General features: G+C 29.6%; 11 protein-coding genes. 4 read left to right on the top strand and 7 right to left on the bottom strand.

Annotated features, from left to right (window positions below; genetic code table 11):
* Positions 1-147: 147 nt before the first annotated feature.
* The 4 genes from AC4PRO_RS17680 to AC4PRO_RS17665 are packed head-to-tail and all read left to right on the top strand — an operon-like array spanning position 148 to position 6,464.
* Positions 148-1,344, top strand: coding sequence for a hypothetical protein (locus tag AC4PRO_RS17680; protein WP_492118330.1), 1,197 nt, complete (start codon positions 148-150; stop codon positions 1,342-1,344).
* 5 nt (positions 1,345-1,349) lie between these two features.
* Complete coding sequence (locus AC4PRO_RS17675; RefSeq protein ID WP_492118329.1) at positions 1,350-1,916, top strand: condensin complex protein MksE; 567 nt, start codon at positions 1,350-1,352, stop codon at positions 1,914-1,916.
* Positions 1,903-5,601 carry an ATP-binding protein gene (locus AC4PRO_RS17670; RefSeq protein ID WP_492118328.1) on the top strand — a complete coding sequence of 1,233 codons (3,699 nt, stop codon included), beginning with the start codon at positions 1,903-1,905 and terminating at the stop codon, positions 5,599-5,601. Before AC4PRO_RS17675 ends, AC4PRO_RS17670 begins: the two co-directional genes overlap by 14 nt.
* On the top strand, positions 5,601-6,464 hold the full coding sequence (locus AC4PRO_RS17665; RefSeq protein ID WP_492118327.1) for a DUF7281 domain-containing protein: 864 nt from the start codon (positions 5,601-5,603) through the stop codon (positions 6,462-6,464). Before AC4PRO_RS17670 ends, AC4PRO_RS17665 begins: the two co-directional genes overlap by 1 nt.
* Before the next feature lie 1,582 nt (positions 6,465-8,046).
* Here AC4PRO_RS17665 and AC4PRO_RS17660 read toward each other — a convergent pair.
* The 7 genes from AC4PRO_RS17660 to AC4PRO_RS17630 all read right to left on the bottom strand — a co-directional run bounded on the left by AC4PRO_RS17660 (position 8,047) and on the right by AC4PRO_RS17630 (position 19,924).
* Positions 8,047-12,717: a hypothetical protein gene (locus AC4PRO_RS17660; protein WP_492118326.1), complete on the bottom strand. Its 4,671-nt coding sequence runs from the start codon at positions 12,715-12,717 to the stop codon at positions 8,047-8,049.
* 107 nt (positions 12,718-12,824) lie between these two features.
* Positions 12,825-15,284, bottom strand: coding sequence for a TonB-dependent receptor (locus tag AC4PRO_RS17655; RefSeq protein ID WP_492118325.1), 2,460 nt, complete (start codon positions 15,282-15,284; stop codon positions 12,825-12,827).
* Positions 15,285-15,298: 14 nt separating this feature from the next.
* Positions 15,299-16,642 (bottom strand): PKD domain-containing protein, encoded by a 1,344-nt coding sequence (locus AC4PRO_RS17650; RefSeq protein WP_492118324.1) that lies wholly within the window; start codon positions 16,640-16,642, stop codon positions 15,299-15,301.
* A gap of 488 nt (positions 16,643-17,130) precedes the next feature.
* Positions 17,131-17,592, bottom strand: a complete 462-nt coding sequence (locus AC4PRO_RS17645; RefSeq protein ID WP_492118323.1) for a lipocalin family protein — start codon at positions 17,590-17,592, stop codon at positions 17,131-17,133.
* A 314-nt stretch (positions 17,593-17,906) separates the two neighbouring features.
* Entirely contained in the window at positions 17,907-18,740 is an 834-nt protein-coding gene (locus tag AC4PRO_RS17640; protein WP_492118322.1) for a hypothetical protein, read from the bottom strand.
* Positions 18,741-19,158: 418 nt separating this feature from the next.
* Positions 19,159-19,560 carry a hypothetical protein gene (locus tag AC4PRO_RS17635; protein WP_492118321.1) on the bottom strand — a complete coding sequence of 134 codons (402 nt, stop codon included), beginning with the start codon at positions 19,558-19,560 and terminating at the stop codon, positions 19,159-19,161.
* A gap of 4 nt (positions 19,561-19,564) precedes the next feature.
* Positions 19,565-19,924: a hypothetical protein gene (locus AC4PRO_RS17630; protein ID WP_492118320.1), complete on the bottom strand. Its 360-nt coding sequence runs from the start codon at positions 19,922-19,924 to the stop codon at positions 19,565-19,567.
* Positions 19,925-20,169: the final 245 nt, after the last annotated feature.

The following is a 20,169-nucleotide window of genomic DNA, read 5'->3' as shown; positions in this document are numbered from 1 at the left end:
TGTATGTCGAAACACAAATTTACGATTCATTTAAAGAAGCCATCTTTTTGGCTTCTTTTTTTATCGGACAACAATGATTTGATTTAATATATTTTAACTCATTCTCTTACATTAATATATCAAATTAGTAAAATAAAGATCAGATAGATGAATACATTCAATGACATTAAGGAATTAATTTCTGCTTTGAAAAGAGAGGAAAAACTAATTTCTGAAATGTTTAGCAAAAGAAAATCTATTAATTACAAGTACAGTGATGCGTTAGCGTTGGTCGATTATGACGAAAATCGGATTGATTATTTAATACAAAGGTCAGTTGTAAGAGAAAATGGAGGACTTTTAGAACTTGACGACCAATTTTTAGAATTTTTTGAACAGATTCTGGATGTTAATGAGGAAATTAACTTGTCTTATATTGATGAAAATATCAAAAATATCAGAGAAAATATTGATTACTTTTTAAACGAAAACAACGAGAACAAAAAATATAGTTATCTACGATTTATAAAAAAGACCTTCAGAAAAATGGGAATTATTACCCTTAGGAGTGTCGTAGATTTGAGACGAAACATAGAGAATACTTTTAAAAATGAAGCTAATTATAAAAACAAACAATTAAAATTAGAAAATCTTGATACGAAAAGAAAAATCATCGAAAATCTTATTAATCATACCTTAAAGCTGATTAACGAAGATGAAATTACATTTTTCAACAGAGCATTAGATGAAGAGCTTAACAGAATTATTATTGAGTTAAAACATCAATTAGGAGAATCTTCACATAACCTGATTGAAATAGAAAAGCAAATCATTGATTACCTAAATCAAATAAAACACCAAGGAAAATTTTTAGAGAAATTGCGAAAATTAAAATACTTAAAAGATCATTTTACTATTGAAGCCGAAACGGATATTAAGCAAATAATTGCCGCTAAAAATCAAATTATTTTTGAAACTAGATTAAGCGAACCGTTAAACTTATCATTAGATTTTCTTCGAGAAAACGAAAAAGCTTTTGAAACGATTAAGAAGATTGCAAAAAATCATAAAAATAGAAAACAGTACAAACCCATATTAGCAGATAGAATTTCTGATGAATACCTTGAAAGTAACATCGAAAGTGAGGTAATGATAAATTTAGAAGAAATTAGAAATAAATTTGTAGCAACCAGCGATAATCTATTCAACTTTATTCTTAATTATGACTTTCATAAAGAAGTAGATTTTGATGAACGAGTGACTGTTTTTTGTCAAATTATTTCTCAATATGAGCAAGAATTGGTCGTAGAAGATGATTTTCAAAAAACAAATAATATAGAATTCGCAATGGTATATTCAAGATAATACTTATGATTACAAAATTTACCTCAGAAATATTTGACGTGCTTCGTAAAGGTCAATTTATCTGTTCCAACAGTCCAAATGATCGCATTCAAACACTCTATAAAGTGCTCGATGAACAAGATACTTTTGCAGATTTATACGAGTATTTCTACCAAATTAATTACATTTTAGAGCAAGGAAACGAATATTTCTATTTTAGTCGTTTAGAAAATAATGTTGATTTAGACAGAAAACTTGAAAAAGCATTTAATTGGATTGATACTCTAGACTTCTTCAAAACTTTTGATTCTTCTTTTGACGTTGGCTTTCGATTTTCTCCTGCAGACATCGTAAATCAGTTAAAAAACAATGCTGATTTAAAAACGAAATTAGAAAATCTTAAAAAAATAAGTGGCGAACAAAAAAACTATGACCGAATTAAAAAAATAATTGAAAAATTAGAAAAGGATAATTTTATCACTTTAGAAAATGAAATTTCTGAAACCTACAAAGTTTTGACGTCCTTCAACTACTTAAAAGAAATTATAACAACTATTAATATTCCCGAAGAAATAGAAAATGAGATACCTTAATAAGATAGTTTTTATAAATAGCGCATCCATAAAATATGCAGAAATTGAATTAGATGGTAACACCCATTTAATCGGTACACAAGGTGTAGGAAAAAGTACTTTGCTTCGGGCTATTTTGTTTTTTTACAATGCCAATAAAACAAAATTGGGCATCCCAAGAGAAAAAAAGGGTTTTGATGATTATTATTTTGAGTATCAAAACTCATACATTATCTATGAAGTTATTAAAGATAATGTTCCGTTTTGTGTTTTAGCCTACAAAGTAAATGGCAAGGTTGCTTTTCGGTTTTTTAATTCAGAATACAAAAGAGAAAATTTTGTTGACAAGAATAATCAAGCCTTTGAAAGTTGGGATAAAATAAGAAATGCGTTTGGAAAAGAAATTCATTACACTGCATTAATTACAAGTTATGAAGATTTTCGCAGAATAATTTATGGCGACAATAAGGGACTAAATCCTGATTTCAGGAAATATGCTTTAATCGAAAGTAAGCAATATCAAAATATACCTAGAACAATCCAAAACGTATTACTCAATTCAAATTTAGAAGCAAAATTCATTAAAGACACGATAATAAATTCTTTAAATGAAGATGAATTTACAATCGATATTGAAAATTATGCAAAAAGTCATTTACGAGATTTTGAAACTCAGATTAACGATATTAAAATATGGTTTAACAAAAATAAAAATGGGCAGATAATTGTACGTAATCAAGCAGATAGAGTTATTGGCAAATTCAGGACTTTTAATTATTTGAATAGAGAGAAAAAAGAATTAGCATTAAATTTAAATGCTAGAATGTATTTTATTGAAAGTCAAAAACCAGTACTTTCATCTCATTATTTGATTGAAAAGAACGCACTAGATTTAATGTATAAAAAGAAAGAAAGCATACAAGACCTTCATTTAAAAAGAGAACAAAATATTGTTTCCGAGATTAAATATATAACTAAAGAATTAACGAAGGCAAGCGATAAACAAACAGAATACAACAATCAAAACATTACTAATTTAATTCAAAAAGTAGCAAAAAAAAGCACATTGACTAATGAACAAAAAACTTTGGGTGAAGAAAAAAATATCCTAACTTCTTCTTTTGGAGCGATCAGTCAAAAATATGACGCATTACTCTCTCAAGTTCAAAACCAAAATCAGAAATATACCAACAACCAAAATGCAGAAACTAATACCATTCAAAGCGAATTTGGAAATGAAAAATTCTCCTTAAATGACAGGTATCAATCTCTGATTACACAAATTAAAGAAGACAATAAAGCGGAACAAGAAAAAGCTTCGAACGAATTAAACAATATTGAAAGTGAAGAAAATCGGATTAAAAATAAAAAATCAGAACTAAAACATCAGACGTTTTTTGTTGCAGAAATTGAAAGGTGCAAAGAAGAAAAAAACACACTTGACAATCAAATGACGTCATCTAATTCTATTGTTTCGGATTCAAAAGACAAATCAGGCAATATTAGAAAAGAATGGGAATTAGAAACAAATGAAATCGAAAGAAATTGTGCTATTTCCATTGAAAAAGAAAAAGACAAAAGTGATACCATTGCCAAAGAAATTGAGGTAATTGAAAACAAAATTAAGCAAAGTAAATCTTCACTTTACGGTTGGTTAAACGAAACAATACCTAACTGGGAAAACAACATCGGAAAAGTAATCGATGAGGATAATGTGCTTTTTAACTCGGACTTAAATCCTAAATTAATCGACAGCAAATCGACTACTTTTTTTGGTATAGAATTGAATTTAAACGCTTTGAATAGCCGTATAAAAACGGTAAAAGAATACCATCTTGAAATTGATAAACATCGAAGCAAGATTGCGGAAATTCTCAAAACAATTAAGAAAATTACTCTGGACAAGGAGTCTAATTTGCTAAAACTAAAAACTAAATTCCAAAAAAAGCTAAAAGACTTTAAAGAAATTATCGCAGAAAATGAATACCTTATAATCCAAACGGATGAGAAGATAACAAAAAATAAAATCGAATTAAATCAGTGGATTGAGAAATCTAAATCCCAAAAAGAATCAATTTTGCAAGGTTTGGAGAGTGATTTGGATAAAACAGCTTCTCAAAAAATTAAGGCACAAGAGCAAATAGATAGTATCAGAAAAGGAATTGAACGGAAAATCTCTTTAAAAGAAAAAGAAAGAGACACCGAAATAACTAATCTAAACACTATAAAGAGTGCTAAAATAGATGCAATTGCAAATGCTATTTTAGCAAACAAAAAAGAGGCCGACATTCGTATTCTTGAACTAAAAAAGCAACAAAACGCTGAACTAGAAGACAAAGGCGCGGATACAAAAAGACTTGATTTAATCGATATTAGATTAACCGAATTAGGAAAATCTCTAGATTTTATTGCAAATACCGAACGTATTGTTTTTGAATATGAAAAAGACAAAAGAGAACTTTTTGATAAAATTCCTGAACTGAAAGCAAATAAAATAAGTTTAGAAATTAAGCAAGATGCTTTTGAAACAGAACATAAAATTGAAATTATTAAATTAGAAGAGAAATATAAAAATCAAAAAGAAATTGTTGAAAAAATTCAATCGAAAATAACTGAATTTCAAGTAGATGAAAACAAGTTTTTAGAGTTTAAGAAATCGGAAACTTTCGCAAGACTTGAATCTTATTTTAGTGATGAAACACACAAAATTGAAGATACAAAAACGGCTGTTGCCATTATTTCTGAAATAAACGACAAGCATTATAAAGGAATTGAAACATTCAAAGAATTACAACAGTCGATAAATACTTTCAATGGAAACTTTAAGGAGCATAATATTTTTAGTTTTAAAGTGAAATTAAATGAAGATACCGATTTTTTAAATTTCGCATCAGACTTAAAAGAATTTATTGAAGCCGATAAAATTAATGAATTTGAAAAGAGAGTTAACGAACGATTTGCCAATATTATTCGATTAATAGGTCGAGAAACAACGGAACTAAACTCTAAAGAAGCTGAGATTGAAAAAATTATTAAGAAAATTAATGATGATTTTGTGAACAAAAATTTTGTGCAAGCCATTAAAGAAATGGAAATGAGAACGCAAAAAAGTTCAAACTCAATAGTGAAATTACTCATTCAAATAAAAGAATTCAATGACGAGAATAGTTTATTATTAGGAGAATCTAATTTATTTACAAGTTCAGATACGAATTCAAAAAATCTGAAAGCGGTAGAATTATTAAAACAATTAGTAAAAGAGTTAGAAAAATCTAAAAACTCAACGCTTACATTATCAGAATCTTTTGATTTACAATTCCGAATTGTAGAAAATGACAATGATTCGGGTTGGGTAGAAAAACTTTCGAATGTTGGTAGTGAAGGAACTGATGTTTTGGTAAAGGCGATGATTAATATTTTACTGCTGAATGTTTTTAAAGAAAGTGCCTCCAAACAATTCAAAGATTTTAAATTGCATTGCATGATGGATGAGATTGGACGACTTCATCCTAATAATGTGAAAGGAATTTTGCGTTTTGCCAATGAAAGAAACATTCTTTTAATTAATGGTTCGCCAACAAGCCAAAATGCGACAGATTATAAATACACCTATAAATTGGCGAAGGAACAATCCACAATGGATGCTAAAAAATACATCACTAAAATTAATCGTTTAGTAAAAGTAAACGCCAAAGTTCTTAATTAATGGATTTAACTTTAAAAATAGCAAAAGTATTAGTACAACTAATCAATGGAGAAACTATTCCTGACAGCTCAGCAAAAAGTAAGTTAATCGATGATTTGGTAAGGGAAAATATTATTTTTAGAAAGGGAAAACATAAAAAAACTTTACAGCTATTTAATGAAAACAACTTACACCTTTATTTAATAAATCAATTACAAATCAATAACTTGAACAAGTATATTCAAGCTTTAGAAAATGATAATTCAACTCGTGCCGATTTTGTTAAGATTACTAGCGATTCTAAAAACTCAAAAGAGAGAGTATTCAAAGGCTTTTTGATAAACTGCTATAATCCAATTATTGCTGAACTAAACAATCAGACCGTAATAATAGATCCAAAATTAGGTAGTTTTATCTTTATTTATGATTATGAAACTTTTAAAATACCTAAAAACATAACAATTATAGGCATTGAAAATGCTAAAAACTTCAGTCAGATTCAAGAGCAGAAATACTTATTTGAAGGTTTAAATCCACTATTCGTATCGCGTTATCCACAAAATCAGAATAAAGATTTAATAAAATGGCTAAAATCTATACCTAATAACTATTTGCATTTTGGAGATTTTGATTTTGCAGGAATTGGAATTTATTTAAATGAATACAAAAAGCATTTATCACGAAAGGCTACCTTTTTCATACCTGAAAATATTAAAAGTGCTTTATGTAAAAATGGAAATAGAGAAAGATTTAATACTCAAAAACTAAATTTCAAAATAGATACCATTCAGGAAGTAAAAATTTTATACTTATTGGAAATCATTAATACAGAAAAAAAAGGTTTAGACCAAGAATATTATATTGAGACCGAAAGCCAATGTTAATAACAAAATTTACATCAAAAAAATTATTATATTTTACCTAATTAATAATGTTCTAATCAGTATACGACTTTTGTCAAAAAACGGTAAAAATAATTGAAAAATAAAGGCTGTTACTAAATTCACAACCCTGAAGTCAACTGTTTAAATTCTATGATCAAGACTTTCAAAAAAAGTCAAAATAGGTATCAAGTGTTCGCTTGAAGTCCCGGCGACTCCACAGAAAGACAAATAACGCCATTGGAAGACAATGGCGTTATTTTTATATTTAAACTATTTTAAATTTTCAAAAAAAGTCAAAATATGTATAAGTTGTTCGATTGTAATCCCATTCATTCCACAGAAAGACAAATAACGCCATTGGAAGACAATGGCGTTATTTGTATATTTAGACTATTTTAAATTTTCAAAAAAAGTAAAAATAGGTATAAGTTGTTCGATTGTAATCCCATTCATTCCACAAAAAAAACTTGTAACTCTTTGATTTACAAGGTTTTTTTTATTTACTATTAATTAAAATGTTATCTAAAGTGATACTATAAAGGTAGTTCCATGTGGAATATGAGTAAATAAATATTTCAAACTAATTGATTATATTTTTTAGTAAAAATCTAGTTTTAATCATTTAACTTTATCAACAACTTGTTACGCCAAACGAAACTTTTTAGTTTATAACAAAAAAATATTACACAAAGTTTATAAAACAGGCTAATTATTTTTTATTTGAAACGCCGATAATGAATATAAAAAAAACAATAGAATATGTTTTTCCTGATAAAAAACATTAGATTCTATGATAATTTAAGGTCTTAATTTTTTTTAGAGGAGAATTCAATCTAGCAAGTATTAGGTTTGTTTATCAATTATTAAAGAAATAAAACTATGCAATTACAGTACGGAGGTTTATTTGTGAGAGGAGATGAATGTACCTCCTTTTTTATTCGAGAATAAAATTAAAATTTTAATTGCAATTTTTTCTTCGATAATGCTCTAAATATTCATTGAGCATCACATCACTACTATTTACTGTCTCTAAAAAACCATAATCACTTGTCCAAAATACCTTCCTTTATTTTGACTTGAACTATGGAAACTTCCTTTAAAACCTCACTAAAGCTCTTTCTCTAAAATTTTAAAAAAACCAACTTAACTCATTTTTTTTTAAGTATTTTAACTGCGAAGATAATCTGAATTGAAAGAACAATTTAAAACCTCAACTCCGTTCCCTTACACATTTTGAGCAAAAGTTCACGACATTATTTTTGAACAACTTTTTTTTAAAACTTTAAACTTATATTTAGTAAGCCAAGTAACATGACTTAATAATCTAATCAGTTTATGCGAACCTTACCTTAAAACTGCACTCATTTCATAAAGATATAGATTTATCGCATTACTAAAGTTCTGCAATAAATTGCAAAGTTTTACACCCAAATCTATGACCAATAAAAAACACTTGCAAAAATATTTTGCAAGTGTTTAATAAAATTTTTTATTCAATAATCTGTATTTGTTATTTAGGACGAAACAAATTTAGTAAACTGTCTTTTTAAAATGATTAAAGCTATTTTTATAATATTAAAATTTATCTGAAATTATTATTATTCCTAAACTTATAATTATAATCAGTTGTCTTTTTACCTCCTGGTAATTGATACTGCATCGTTATTTCATAATCTCCATATCTCATAAAAAGATAGTTATTTTTTAGAAAAAATCGAGCTACTTCATAACTCTGTGTAATACCATTAATATAGTCATTAATTATTTGATTATTTAAATCAACCCAATCCGATTTGTAAATCAAAGGCATATTATATTTAAAAGGAAAATTACTTTTAGTCCAAGATTGATTTATATCATTTTCTATACTTGTCATGTAATATGCATTTAGAGGTATTGCCTTTGATGGAATTACTCCTAACTCATCTGTATCTCTATCTTTGATAGAATAAACATTATTTATAGGGTAGTTTTTATATAAATAAGGATAAATATCTTTTAAATAATAATCATCATTTAATTTTGATTTAGCTGTAACAATAGGTTTATTATCACTGTAAGTCACTCCTTGAAGTTCTACCACATCAAAAGCTTCTTCACTAGAAATTGTATTAGTAAGGTAAATTACATCTGAGTACAGTACTCCAAAATTATAACTTTGAGTGTTTATCGAATTCATTTTTGATGTAAACGTTTTGTATCTACTCGTACTAAATGAATACGATAATCGTTCAATAGTTCCGTCTTCTTTTGAAAGATCGTCTGCCTGATTTTCTTTAATTTGAATATCATTTTCGTCGTTAGTAATTGAGTTCACTTTTGCAGTAGTTGTGTTATTTTTATTTTCTGCTATTTGTTTTAAACTACTAAAAATAGTAAAGCCATATTTTTTTTCTTGACTTATATTTGGTAAATTGTAATAAACCTCATTTGAACTTTTATCGTAGTTAAACGTAGTCTCTTTTGAATTATTAGAACCTTCTTCATTTAACTTAATCTTAGTTTCCCAATTAGTATCATCAAACAAATAATCTTGACCACGCGTTAACTGAATATAACCTTTTGGATATTCTTCTTCTAAAAAGTATTTCTGTTCCACAACGGGATAGGAGTATTGAATATTACTAAGTGGAATATAAGCAGGTGCCCCTCCAGTAGTAAAGGACCTTTCTTCAAATTCTTTCGCTATTTGCCCATCTACTTTTATAGGTTGAAATACACCATTAGTCATCTTTTGAAAACTAACTTCAACTTGCACTTTAAACTCTTTATTTGGAGGTAAAATATCTGTTGATACAAAGTTTACTTTATCTTTAGTTAAATTCCATTTTAAAATACCAGGTATTTCAACTGTACCATCAAAAACTTTAAAACGTTCTAAAATAACTTTGTAAGTAACATCCCCTTGATCTTCAGGTATTATAAATGATTCGTTTACTTTCATAGAAAATGCTGCTTGTGGGATTACAAAAACATCTGTATCAGTTGCATTTTGTTTTGGAGTTACATCTGTGATTAATTTGAGTCCTCCTAAAGGTGAGGCATTTTCAAATACACACTCTTCTCCAATTTCTAATTTAAAACGGAATTTACCCTTTATTAATCCGCCTAAAACGTTCATATTTCCTCCTACATACCCACGCATCCATACTGGGTTTGGTAATTTAGCTTGCAATAAAACGGCTGCAGCACCTGATATAATTGGAATCTTAAATTTCAAAAAAGATAATTTAACTCTAATACCTAATTCTCCTTGTAGGTACGCATATGCTTGTCCATTAGCATACCAACCATTTATACCCACTTGATCTCCAGTATTTGAACATCTGGCTTCTTGATAATCTTTTAGCATAATATCAAACCCCATACCTGCTTGAAAACGAGCATAAAAAAGTAAAAAACTTAAATCACCTGTATCAAAATCCAAACTGGATCCAAATGCAAATCCGCCTCCATTTGCTAATTCGTTCTCATCACGCATGTAATTTAACTCTTTAGCATCAACTCCTAATATATTTGCGACAACTGCTGGTGGTGGTGGACTTCCAGGTAATAACGTACCAACCATAAAGTAAGAAGTGGTTTCTCGATACATTCCTGAAACTCCTATTTTTATTCCACATCTGTCTTCTGGTGTTCCCATGTACATATACCAATCTTGAGGATCTTTATGAAAAACTCCCCAGACGGCTCTTCCTCCTGGTCCAGTTCCTGATAAAAAATTTCCTGGGGTATTTATATAAACATCTGTAGTGGCATGTATCGAATTATTTTGAAAATCAAATTCTATTGCTGCTGCTAATTTAATACCTACTGCAGCTGATAAATCTCCAGGAATAGCTTCTTTAGCTTTAGGTATGTACTTACTAGCAAAAGACCCGTCCAAATCAGTATCTTTCACGCCCATAAAACTCTTTTTCGCACTTACATCAGAAACTACCTTTTGCATTAAACTTCCAATATTCTTTAGTCCTGGTATCGTAGCCATCACATTTGCTTTACCAAAGATGGCTAATCTGTTTACTCCACCTTTTGAATTAAAAGCAATTTCAAATCCAGCTTCACCATCACAGATTGCTTCTGAACCAATATTGAAAAAAATTAAAGCTTTCAATCCTAAACTAGATTTTTCATCAGGTCTGTAACTCAAACCTGATGGAGAAAAATCTCCAATGGCAATATCTGGATTTCTCTGCATTTTGTAATAGGCACCACCCCCAAAACCAGTGATCATAAATGGTGCTCCAGCAGGGGGACTAAGCTTTACAGAAGCATCAAAATACCAATATCTAAAGGTAGTTCGACCAAAGATGGCTTTTGATGTAACTTTTACTGTTGAAGAAATTTCAACTTCCAAATCAGCATTAAAACCATTACCATATATGGGATCTTTTTCCATCAAGATTAAGTTCCCTTTCATCTTCATCCCACTAAACTCACAATTAATAGCAATAGCTGATAAGTCTAAACCATCATATTTGCTCCTTTGCCTAAAACCATCATCATACATTTTCCCTTTTATCCCGATACGAGCTGTTGCGCCTGCTCCTACCGAAGTGTCCATTAAGTTAATCCCTAAATCAAAATCAATACGAGAATCTTCTCCGGTAATTGCCACATTAATATTACCTATCGAAACTGGAAAATTCCCGAAGGCAACTGTACCTTTATAACCCATATTTCGAACAGAAATAATAGGAGAAACTGTTTGCAATTGTAAATTTTCAAAAGAAATTCCCTTAAAATCAACAGTTTGCTTCCCCTCTACAGCTTTATCATCTGTGGCTCCTTTATTAGTTCCAAAGGAAATCGTACCATTCAAATTTGCTTTTGGCAAGAATTTCCCATTTGTCAATGTTAATTCAATTGAACTATTAGGTAGCAACAATGCTTTTGCTTTCCAGATATCAAATGCAATAGAATCTTTAGTCACAACAACTAATTGTTGTTCTTTCATAGAGATGAACCCATCGTAATACAAACCCGCTCTATTTGTTTCTGGGGTTTTGACTACGGCTGGTGTTCCTGACGGAGTTGATGTAGCTGGAGTTTCCTTTTTTTCTGGAGCAGCTTTGCTTATAGGTAAAAGTATTTGTCCGCTTAGATTAGCCTTTACAAAAGTATTTGCCGCAATAGTCACGTCAATATGATCTAATGAATAAGCCCAAGCTTTCTCTTTACTAGTAATACCTCTATCTAGTGGAAAAACATTATCAGCATAAAAAGTTCCCGACACACCAAATTTATCAATAATAAGATTTTGAGCTCCTACATGAAGTCGTTCGTTTTTTGAAGCGGTATCTGTAGTTTGAAATTCCTTGGGTAAACCTACATCAAATGCCTGTACAAAGACTCCTTTCCATGATTGTTCACTAGGCACTAAAAGAGCATTTTTAACATAATATTCCGGAAAAACTACCGAAGAATCGTTCTTTAAATCACTTAAATCGAGTACAGCACTACTTACTAAAAACTGAAAATTTCCTTCAAAATCTTTACCATTTCGTTTGTCCTTTAAAACAAAAGGTTGTAAACTTACATTCACTAAAATATCATTCCAGCTACTTGCAGTAAAACTAAATTCTCCTCTTACTCTATTTGGAATTTGCTTTGTTTTACCATTATAAAATGTTTTACTTATAGTCGTTTGCCCTTCGTTTACTGTTTTACTTATAGGATCAATTGGTAAGATTAAATCTCTAGAAAACTCAACTGCACCCGAGACCTTCATTTCTTTAAAACCATCACAGTCAATTTTCACATAAGTCAAATCACTTACATTGCCAGTAGCCATATCAAAACCGCCATATAAAGATAATTGCCATTTATTTTCGCTAAAAGGAATATCCACATTGCCTAATAAAACCAATTTTGCTTCACCAATAATACCCCCTGAATGTGATAATTTTATGTTATCAGCTCCAAAAAATAATTGCATTGGTTGTCCCTTTTTATCTTTTTGCGGAATATCTACCCTGCAAAAAACTGTCAAAGTGGTATACTCAGCCGAAAAAGTTGCCTTTGTAATACCAATAGAATATTGAATATTATTCACCGTATTGCGAACTCCAATAGGCAACTCTACCAAATCTTGATTCGAAAACTTATCTACCCATCGATCAGTAGCCTGTATCTTTGCAATGGCACTAGAAGCAACTCCAACTTCTTTAGGAGTATCCTCCTGTCCATAAAAGAAAGCCACATTAAAAAGGATAAATAATACTGATAAATGTATTCTAGAAAACTTTTTCATAAGCGAAATCATTATTGTTTGCAAAGTCTAGCATTAACCTAAACTTTTCTAAATATTTTATTGAATGCAACCCCCTAAATTATAATTTGCAGGTTATACTTTTTTAATTAATTATATCTCAAAAATTTAAACTCAACCTCATCACCCTTAACATTTTGAGTTGCTAGAGTATGATAAAAAGGAATTAATTTTATTTTTAATTTTTCAATTATGTCAAGATCTGTTTTCTTTTCTTTTATCAATTTAAAGAACGTACTCAATTCTTGTTTATTAAAATTGGAAAGATTTTCATTTAAATGAATTTCGTCAACACTTGTTGCTACAAGTCCCGATAGCTCCTTTAACATCCATCTATGTACTAATAGAGGAGCTAACTTTTTATTTTTTCTATCCACTAATTTTAAATAGGAGTTATAGCTCACCTTATTCGTTACATCATTTTCAGCCACACCATGCATTTTATGTTTGTTAACAGCCCCCAAAGCAATGACATACCCGTTTTCAAAAATTTCATCTTTGCGAATCATTTCTTTTTGCAAGCTTTTTAAAGTTTTAGAAATGTATTCATTATAGCTGTCTAAAATTGAGTTGTTTGCATCATATGCTTCTAAGTAAATAATTGCCTTTTCTTTGAAACTTTTATCATCAGGAGTTAAAGATGTTAATAATAACAAATGGGCTAGCTCGTCAATATCCTCTTTAGGCATAGGTCGTAACGCTTCTTGCAACGTTGTTAATTGTTTTAAAATATCATTACGAGTACCCTCATAAGTGTGTTCTTGATAACTGATTTTCAAGATAGGATCTGCTACTATCTTCTCTTTTTTATCTCTTTGCCTTATCTCGGGTAACTTTAATTTATCGATAGTGTAAGCATAGTTAAAATTAGCCGTTAGATCATTACTTTTTACAGCAGTTGAACTACTTCTAAATAAAGAAATAACACTCATATTAAAACTATGTTTCTTGAATAGTAAATAACTACTATTCGCTTTTAGGCCGAAAACTGAACTTGAATTTCCATCTCCTTGAGAATTATTATACAGTAAACCGAAGTTTACATTAAGTTGGTCTTTTAATAACTTTTTTGAAGCACCCACTGATGCCCCAGCCGAAGAGTTATTAGCAATACCTACTTGGTTATTGGTATAATTTAAGGAGCTATTTAAACTAATTTTGACAGCCATGAAATTTATAGAATGAGCTAAATTGTAGTTTTGTATTGTACTGGCTTGACCTCTTCTAATAATTCCACCTTGTTCATTTGCTTGCCCTGCAATACTATAGTTTAAATTTAAGTTTTGATTCTTTTTTTGTCCAAATATATAAGAAACGTTCATATTTGCATTTTGAGATAATTGCCTGTAATTTAAAGTATCAGCAGGAACAACATTAGGATTATTAATTAACTCAAACTGATCTAACTTTTTATTAGTATAAGTAGAAAAATTAGAGTAGCTACCAGTAAAATTAATTTTATCATTAACCGCATAATTCATATTTATAGATCCTACAACGCGCTTTGTATTTTGCTTCTTAGCATTAGATAAATCATCTCTTTGAAAACCTAAACTACTCGAAACATTAATTTTATTTTGATAAAAAGGTCGTGAGAAACGCAAAGCAATATTTTCTAAATCATTGTTAAAGTACAATGCTCCCAATGTACTGTAATTAGGATCAATTCGCTCATAGGTTATTCCTACCTTACTTTTTTGGATACTATAATCAAAATTTAAATTTAAAGCATTTAAAAAACTGGTACTCTCTTTAGTACCAAATATTTTATCTTTAAAACCTCCTCCTGAAATTTTTGTAGCTCTACTATCGTCTGTAAGAACGGATAGTGCATACTCAACATTAAAATTCAAATTTTTCACTAATGAACTGCTAAAAACAAAACTATTTACAAAATTTTCTTTTGGTGTAACTCCTTTATCTTCATTCAAAAATCCAAGAGAATTGCTATTATCCTTGGCATAAAAGCCTATCCATCCTACTTTATATTTTTCTTTTTCAAAACCTATTTTAGCTCCATAACCGTAACGTTGGTATACAGGCAGGCCTCCTAATGCTTCTTGCTCAGAAACAGCTTTTAGTAATTGCCCTCCCATTAAACTTATTTTAAAAGGACTTTGAGGTGTAAGTTCTAAGCCCACTCCTTTAAATGGAAAACCACTTAAAGTATAGGGTGAAAAAGTCATGCTTGCATTTCCAATATAGGCTTTTACCCATTTGTATTTTGGCATGATGCTTAACCTATTAAAATCAAATGGTGCAGTATATCCCAATTTATCTCCTTGATTTGTTACACTATAAAATAGCGGAACATTAAAACTAAAAGCACTAATATTAATATTTCCTGAAAGTAAATAAGTAAAAGGGGCACGTGAATTTTGTTCACGAGAGTGGTAATACATTCCATTTGCATTAACCGTACCTGTAACTTTAAACTTTGGCTCATAAAAATGTTCTAGATCTACAGCTTGAGCATAACTTTTTTTAGCCATACTACAAAATACAATAACAAACAACCAAAACAGACTTTTCAAACTACCTCCTTTCATGTATTGCTAGTAAATTATTGCTTTTGTATTTTTATATCGATCAAAATGTAAGAACTGGTTCCGTTTTTTACCATATCTTTTATTTTAATAGCCCCTTTTTTACCTTCTTGTGTTTTAAACAAAATAATTCTTGGATAGGTTAAACCAAATTCTTGATAACCACCAGCAGTATATTCTATATTTAAAGATTTTAAAGGAGTGTCACTTACCATTGCATCAAATTGACTTTCTGTAAAGTTTAAACCACAATTACACCTACTTTGAGAGTTTATAAACACCGTACTTTGTGCATTTTTCAATGCTAAAAAGCCATTACTACTTGCTTGATCAGGTGCTATGAATTTGTTGTAAGTGAAATTGCTATTTAGACCCTGAAATACAATATCTATCAAACCACTATTGTCATTTGTGATCTCATTAGCTTTATAAACTTCCCTAGTAATTGTTGAAAACATTGCACCAATAGTATTGTTATTATGCGCTGCATTTGTACCTAACTTAATATTTGTAAAAACACGAAGGTTAGTATTTGCCTTTACATCTACAATGCGGGTAAAAACTTGGCTTGTTTTATCATTAAACGCTTCTAGACTTATTTCATGGCTTCCAGGAGTTGTAAAAACTACCGTAGGATTTTCGTCAGTAGAGGTCACTGGTAATCCGTTTTGAAAGGTCCATTTATAATGTGTAGCACTAATCGATGAATTAGTCAACGTTATCTTTACCGGAGCTTCATAATCATCATCCTCAGTTGCTGGTTCATATGTAAACATACTCACCAAATAGGGGTTTACATTGATAGTTTGAATCTGGGTTTCGTTCTCAAAACCATCAGATACTGTTAAACTAATCTTGTGGTCACCCGGACTAGTAAAAATAACATTAGGAGGTGTTTTACCTATAAATTGTGCAGGTGTTCCTCCTTCAAAATCCCAGCTGTAAAGGAATCCTTCACCAACGGTATTATTTGTTACTACAACTTCAACCGGTGAATAATTACTTTTTAGCACTTCATTAGAAAATTGAATATCTATACCCTCTTTAACAACAATTGTTTTAGTAAACTCTTTCGTTTCGCCATCAACATTAGTCGCTGTTAATTTTATAGAATAAGTACCTCCTTTTTCATATAAAATTTCTCCAGGATCTTTAGAAGATGATGTGCTTGGACTACCTCCTTCAAAGGTCCATTGATAGGAATCTGCTCCAGTAATTTTATTACTGATCAATAGGTTTACAGGCACTGATTCATCCCCACGTACGAATGAGGTTGTAAAATCACCTTCAATAACTATTGTTGTCTCCTGATAACAAGCCGTAAAAACAATTAATACTAATACAAGTAAAGTTTTTTTCATTCTGTTTTTTTCAACACTACAAATTTAAAATCGATAGTTATATATTTTTTTATTGTTTTAGATCTCTATTCATAACCAGTACCTATTAATACCCTTACAATATTCATAACCGTTATATCTTTCTGATTTGATATCCTTTAGGTTTATTATCAAATTCAGCTTTGAATGCCTTGTTGCCGTAAGTAATTTGCTCTTGCTATAACAATTAAACTAAACATTCAAACAAAATAATTATTTGTTTGCTATTGATTACACGCTATAATTCTTCAATTTAATTTCTTCTTGGACTACTTTTAATTTTTATGAATAAACGACAACGCTTATTAATATAATTTAGACCGTTACTACTGTTTTTTATTTAAATTATTATTTAATCTATTTTAAGACTGTCCCTGAGGACAGCCTTAAATAGATTATAAATATTCCTGTATACTATCATATTATATCACTTCTAAATAGTACCTAACAAATAAAACCTCAAGCTGTTTTTATTGTCTAGTAAATGTAGAAGTCGTTATATATTTAGTAGTAACACCTTGATCTGTAGACTCCTCAGTATAAATCAAAACTAGATTATTATTTGTTAAAGTATATTGAAATTTATCAATATCTGTTTCCCCTTCATATACCAAAGACAATTCATCACTTTTAATTGTGTAGGTACCTGGATCTGTTGAATCCCCATGATCTTCAGACACTTCATAATCAGAAAATGTACCATCAGCCTTAAATGTAAAATCCGCATAATTTTTAGCATCTACAACTCTACTTGTTTTCCCTTGTGAAACACCGTCTTTAAAAATTTCGCTTACACCAGCAGTTGTTTTCCAAACTCCTACGATAGATGGATCATTATCATCACTACTACATGATGTAAATAAAGTTCCTACTACCATTAAGACTGTTAGAATAATTGATTTTGTTGTTTTGAATGTTTTCATGTTTTTCATGATTAAAATTTTAATTTGTTTTATTGTGTGATTTTATTGTTTAATTAATCAAAAGCCCACACATTTACTTTTAATTAATTTTCTTTACGTACTACTCTTGATTCACAAACCATTTTAAAAAATTTGTGCATAATCAGTACTATTAAATCGTATAAATTAGTACAACTTAGCTTTACTTTTCGATTATACCCCCGAAGCTTAAGGAGCAAATCAAAGCGCTCAAATGCTGTTTTTTTTACGCTAACACACTACTACTTTATTGTATGCATAGCGATTTTATTACAGCCACTAGAACTCTTTTTTTAACCTATTGATTATTTCTTGTTTATGTATTGGTGCCCTAAAACATAACCATTACCTATCAATACTTTTACAATATTCATAGGGGTGATATCTTTACTCATTTTATATCCTGTAGGGTTGCCTCTGTTATCAAATTCAGCTTTGAATACTTTATTGTCATAGGTAATTAGCTCTTGATTTAAAAATTTGTCATAACCTGAAACCATTGCTGCCTTAGCAAACCATCTCGCAATTACATAATTATCTAAATCCATTATTTCGTACATTAACTCCCCATTAGTTGCTGGAGAAGTCATCTTTACATACCCTATACCTTTATCATTTGGATCTTGATTTTGTGCTTTTACACTGTAGATTACGCCATTATCATCAATACGTATTTGGTAAGCAGCAACTACAGCTTTTAATTCATCAGCTGCGGCTTTATTACCCAACAGCATTGCTGAAACACCAGATGGTTCCCCATTAATAAAGTTTTCAATATTACTTTGATTGAGCCCATCTACACTTAATAAGTCATGCTCTATCAAAGCGGCGATTAAACTTTTTTCATTGTTAAATGGATTAAACTTACCTACCGTAAAAGCAATTTCATTGAACTTAGCTGTAGATTCATTTCTTAATTCAATCCATGGAATGGCCGAAGGGTCAGCTATTTTTTTTAATTCTGCAATTATGGTATAGCTTCTATCGAGAGTTGTGTAAATAAAAACAGGTTTTTTGCCTTCTGCATACGCAACCGTTTTACCATCGAGGGTAACGGCTCCTTTATCAATTTTAATTTTTTGTGCAAAAGCACTTAAACTCATTACTACAGCCACTGCTGTTACTATTACTTTTTTCATGTTTTATTTATTTGTTAGTCTTTTGATCTGCTTTTTTTATGTTTATTATAATCTCTTATTAAATGTTTTAAGTTTATTTTTGTACTATTTTAAAAAACTATTAAAAATCTCAACTCAACCAACTGTTATTATTGTTCTAAAGAAAGCTTTCTCTATTGTTGTTGCTTTATATTTTGTTGACATTATATCTTATTTGTTTTGTTTGTTCTACTTTGTGGGCACGGATTGCAAATCCGCGTTATCGGGTTTCTTTATTATATTCTGCATTCTAAATACTATACCGCCTCTAAAATTTATAATCTCTAATCATTGGCTAAAAAATAAATCTATTACTATTAACATTACCCCCTTACGAATTCCACATGAAAGGATTCGTGCGGGAGCGGGGGGGCACGAATTGTAAATATGCGCTATCGGGTTAAGTAAGCCTCTGCGTATCCAAAAATATTTTACAATCTGAAATTATATTATCTATTAAATATTTCATTTTCTCATCTAAATTATTTCCCTCTAAATTTATCAAATCAACTTTCTTGTTCATTAAATTGATGTTTTTTTTATTTAATCTTAAATTTAATGAATAATCAAAATTTGTTTTACTAATATTAAAATTTAGTAAATCCATATGAATGAATATGAGAATAAATAAATTATTATTTACTCTATTTATATATCTTATCATAAATGTGTCTTCATCTTTATAATATTCTATTAAATTAAAAAATTCTAAATCAAATTCTAAATCAAATTTAATAGAACCATTTTTAAAAGAATTTCTAATACTATTAAACAATCTATCTTTTTTTTTAACTGAATTCATTTGATTATTTTAAATTAAAAATTTCAATTTTCTCAACATCGTAAAATGCACTAGCATCAGGAACATTTAAGCGATCTTCTGAATTTATAAATTGACCTGGATTATCTCCTAAATCATATATTTCATAGCCTTGTTCTTTTATCCATTTTGCCCATCTTTTATTTTCTTTGTACCATAAAGTTGTTTTAATTCTCTCATATGGAATTCTCCCATTCGGGTATTCTGATTTGATAAGTTTCCACTCAATTTCAATTTTTGGATAATCATTATAACCTATACCTTCAAAAGCAGTTTCAATTTCAAATATTTCAATTTTTTTTCCTAGTTTTTCTAAATCACTTGCTACTTTTCTAACATAATCCATTTTTCTTCCTATAATTGCTATTTTCCCATTATTTCCTTTTAAAAGTCTAACAATGGGAATACCATTAATTTTAATAGTTGGATAAATTATATCGCTCGCACTTTTCTTTAACTGTTCTTCACTTTCATTTAAAATTACTTCTACTTTTTGACCGTCTATCTCTATTTCCCCCCGCTAGCGCGAGCGTCCCGCTCGTGCCCACATTATAAATCAATTCACGTCTATCTCTAAAAGTGTTTGGTCAT

The organism is Flavobacterium sp. DW-iso2, assembly GCF_058725285.1.
The sequence above is the reverse complement of the archived record's forward strand: the minus strand, read 5'-3'. Positions and strand labels throughout refer to the sequence as shown.

What these genes read in the sequence shown, in the direction of transcription:
- AC4PRO_RS17675 (WP_492118329.1), top strand. Translation starts at nt 1,350, where the DNA reads ATGATTACAAAATTTACCTCAGAAATATTTGACGTGCTTCGTAAAGGT.
- AC4PRO_RS17665 (WP_492118327.1), top strand. Translation starts at nt 5,601, where the DNA reads ATGGATTTAACTTTAAAAATAGCAAAAGTATTAGTACAACTAATCAAT.
- AC4PRO_RS17645 (WP_492118323.1), bottom strand. Translation starts at nt 17,592, where the DNA reads ATGAAAAACATGAAAACATTCAAAACAACAAAATCAATTATTCTAACA.
- AC4PRO_RS17660 (WP_492118326.1), bottom strand. Translation starts at nt 12,717, where the DNA reads ATGAAAAAGTTTTCTAGAATACATTTATCAGTATTATTTATCCTTTTT.
- AC4PRO_RS17680 (WP_492118330.1), top strand. Translation starts at nt 148, where the DNA reads ATGAATACATTCAATGACATTAAGGAATTAATTTCTGCTTTGAAAAGA.
- AC4PRO_RS17630 (WP_492118320.1), bottom strand. Translation starts at nt 19,924, where the DNA reads ATGGATTATGTTAGAAAAGTAGCAAGTGATTTAGAAAAACTAGGAAAA.
- AC4PRO_RS17670 (WP_492118328.1), top strand. Translation starts at nt 1,903, where the DNA reads ATGAGATACCTTAATAAGATAGTTTTTATAAATAGCGCATCCATAAAA.
- AC4PRO_RS17635 (WP_492118321.1), bottom strand. Translation starts at nt 19,560, where the DNA reads ATGAATTCAGTTAAAAAAAAAGATAGATTGTTTAATAGTATTAGAAAT.
- AC4PRO_RS17650 (WP_492118324.1), bottom strand. Translation starts at nt 16,642, where the DNA reads ATGAAAAAAACTTTACTTGTATTAGTATTAATTGTTTTTACGGCTTGT.
- AC4PRO_RS17640 (WP_492118322.1), bottom strand. Translation starts at nt 18,740, where the DNA reads ATGAAAAAAGTAATAGTAACAGCAGTGGCTGTAGTAATGAGTTTAAGT.
- AC4PRO_RS17655 (WP_492118325.1), bottom strand. Translation starts at nt 15,284, where the DNA reads ATGAAAGGAGGTAGTTTGAAAAGTCTGTTTTGGTTGTTTGTTATTGTA.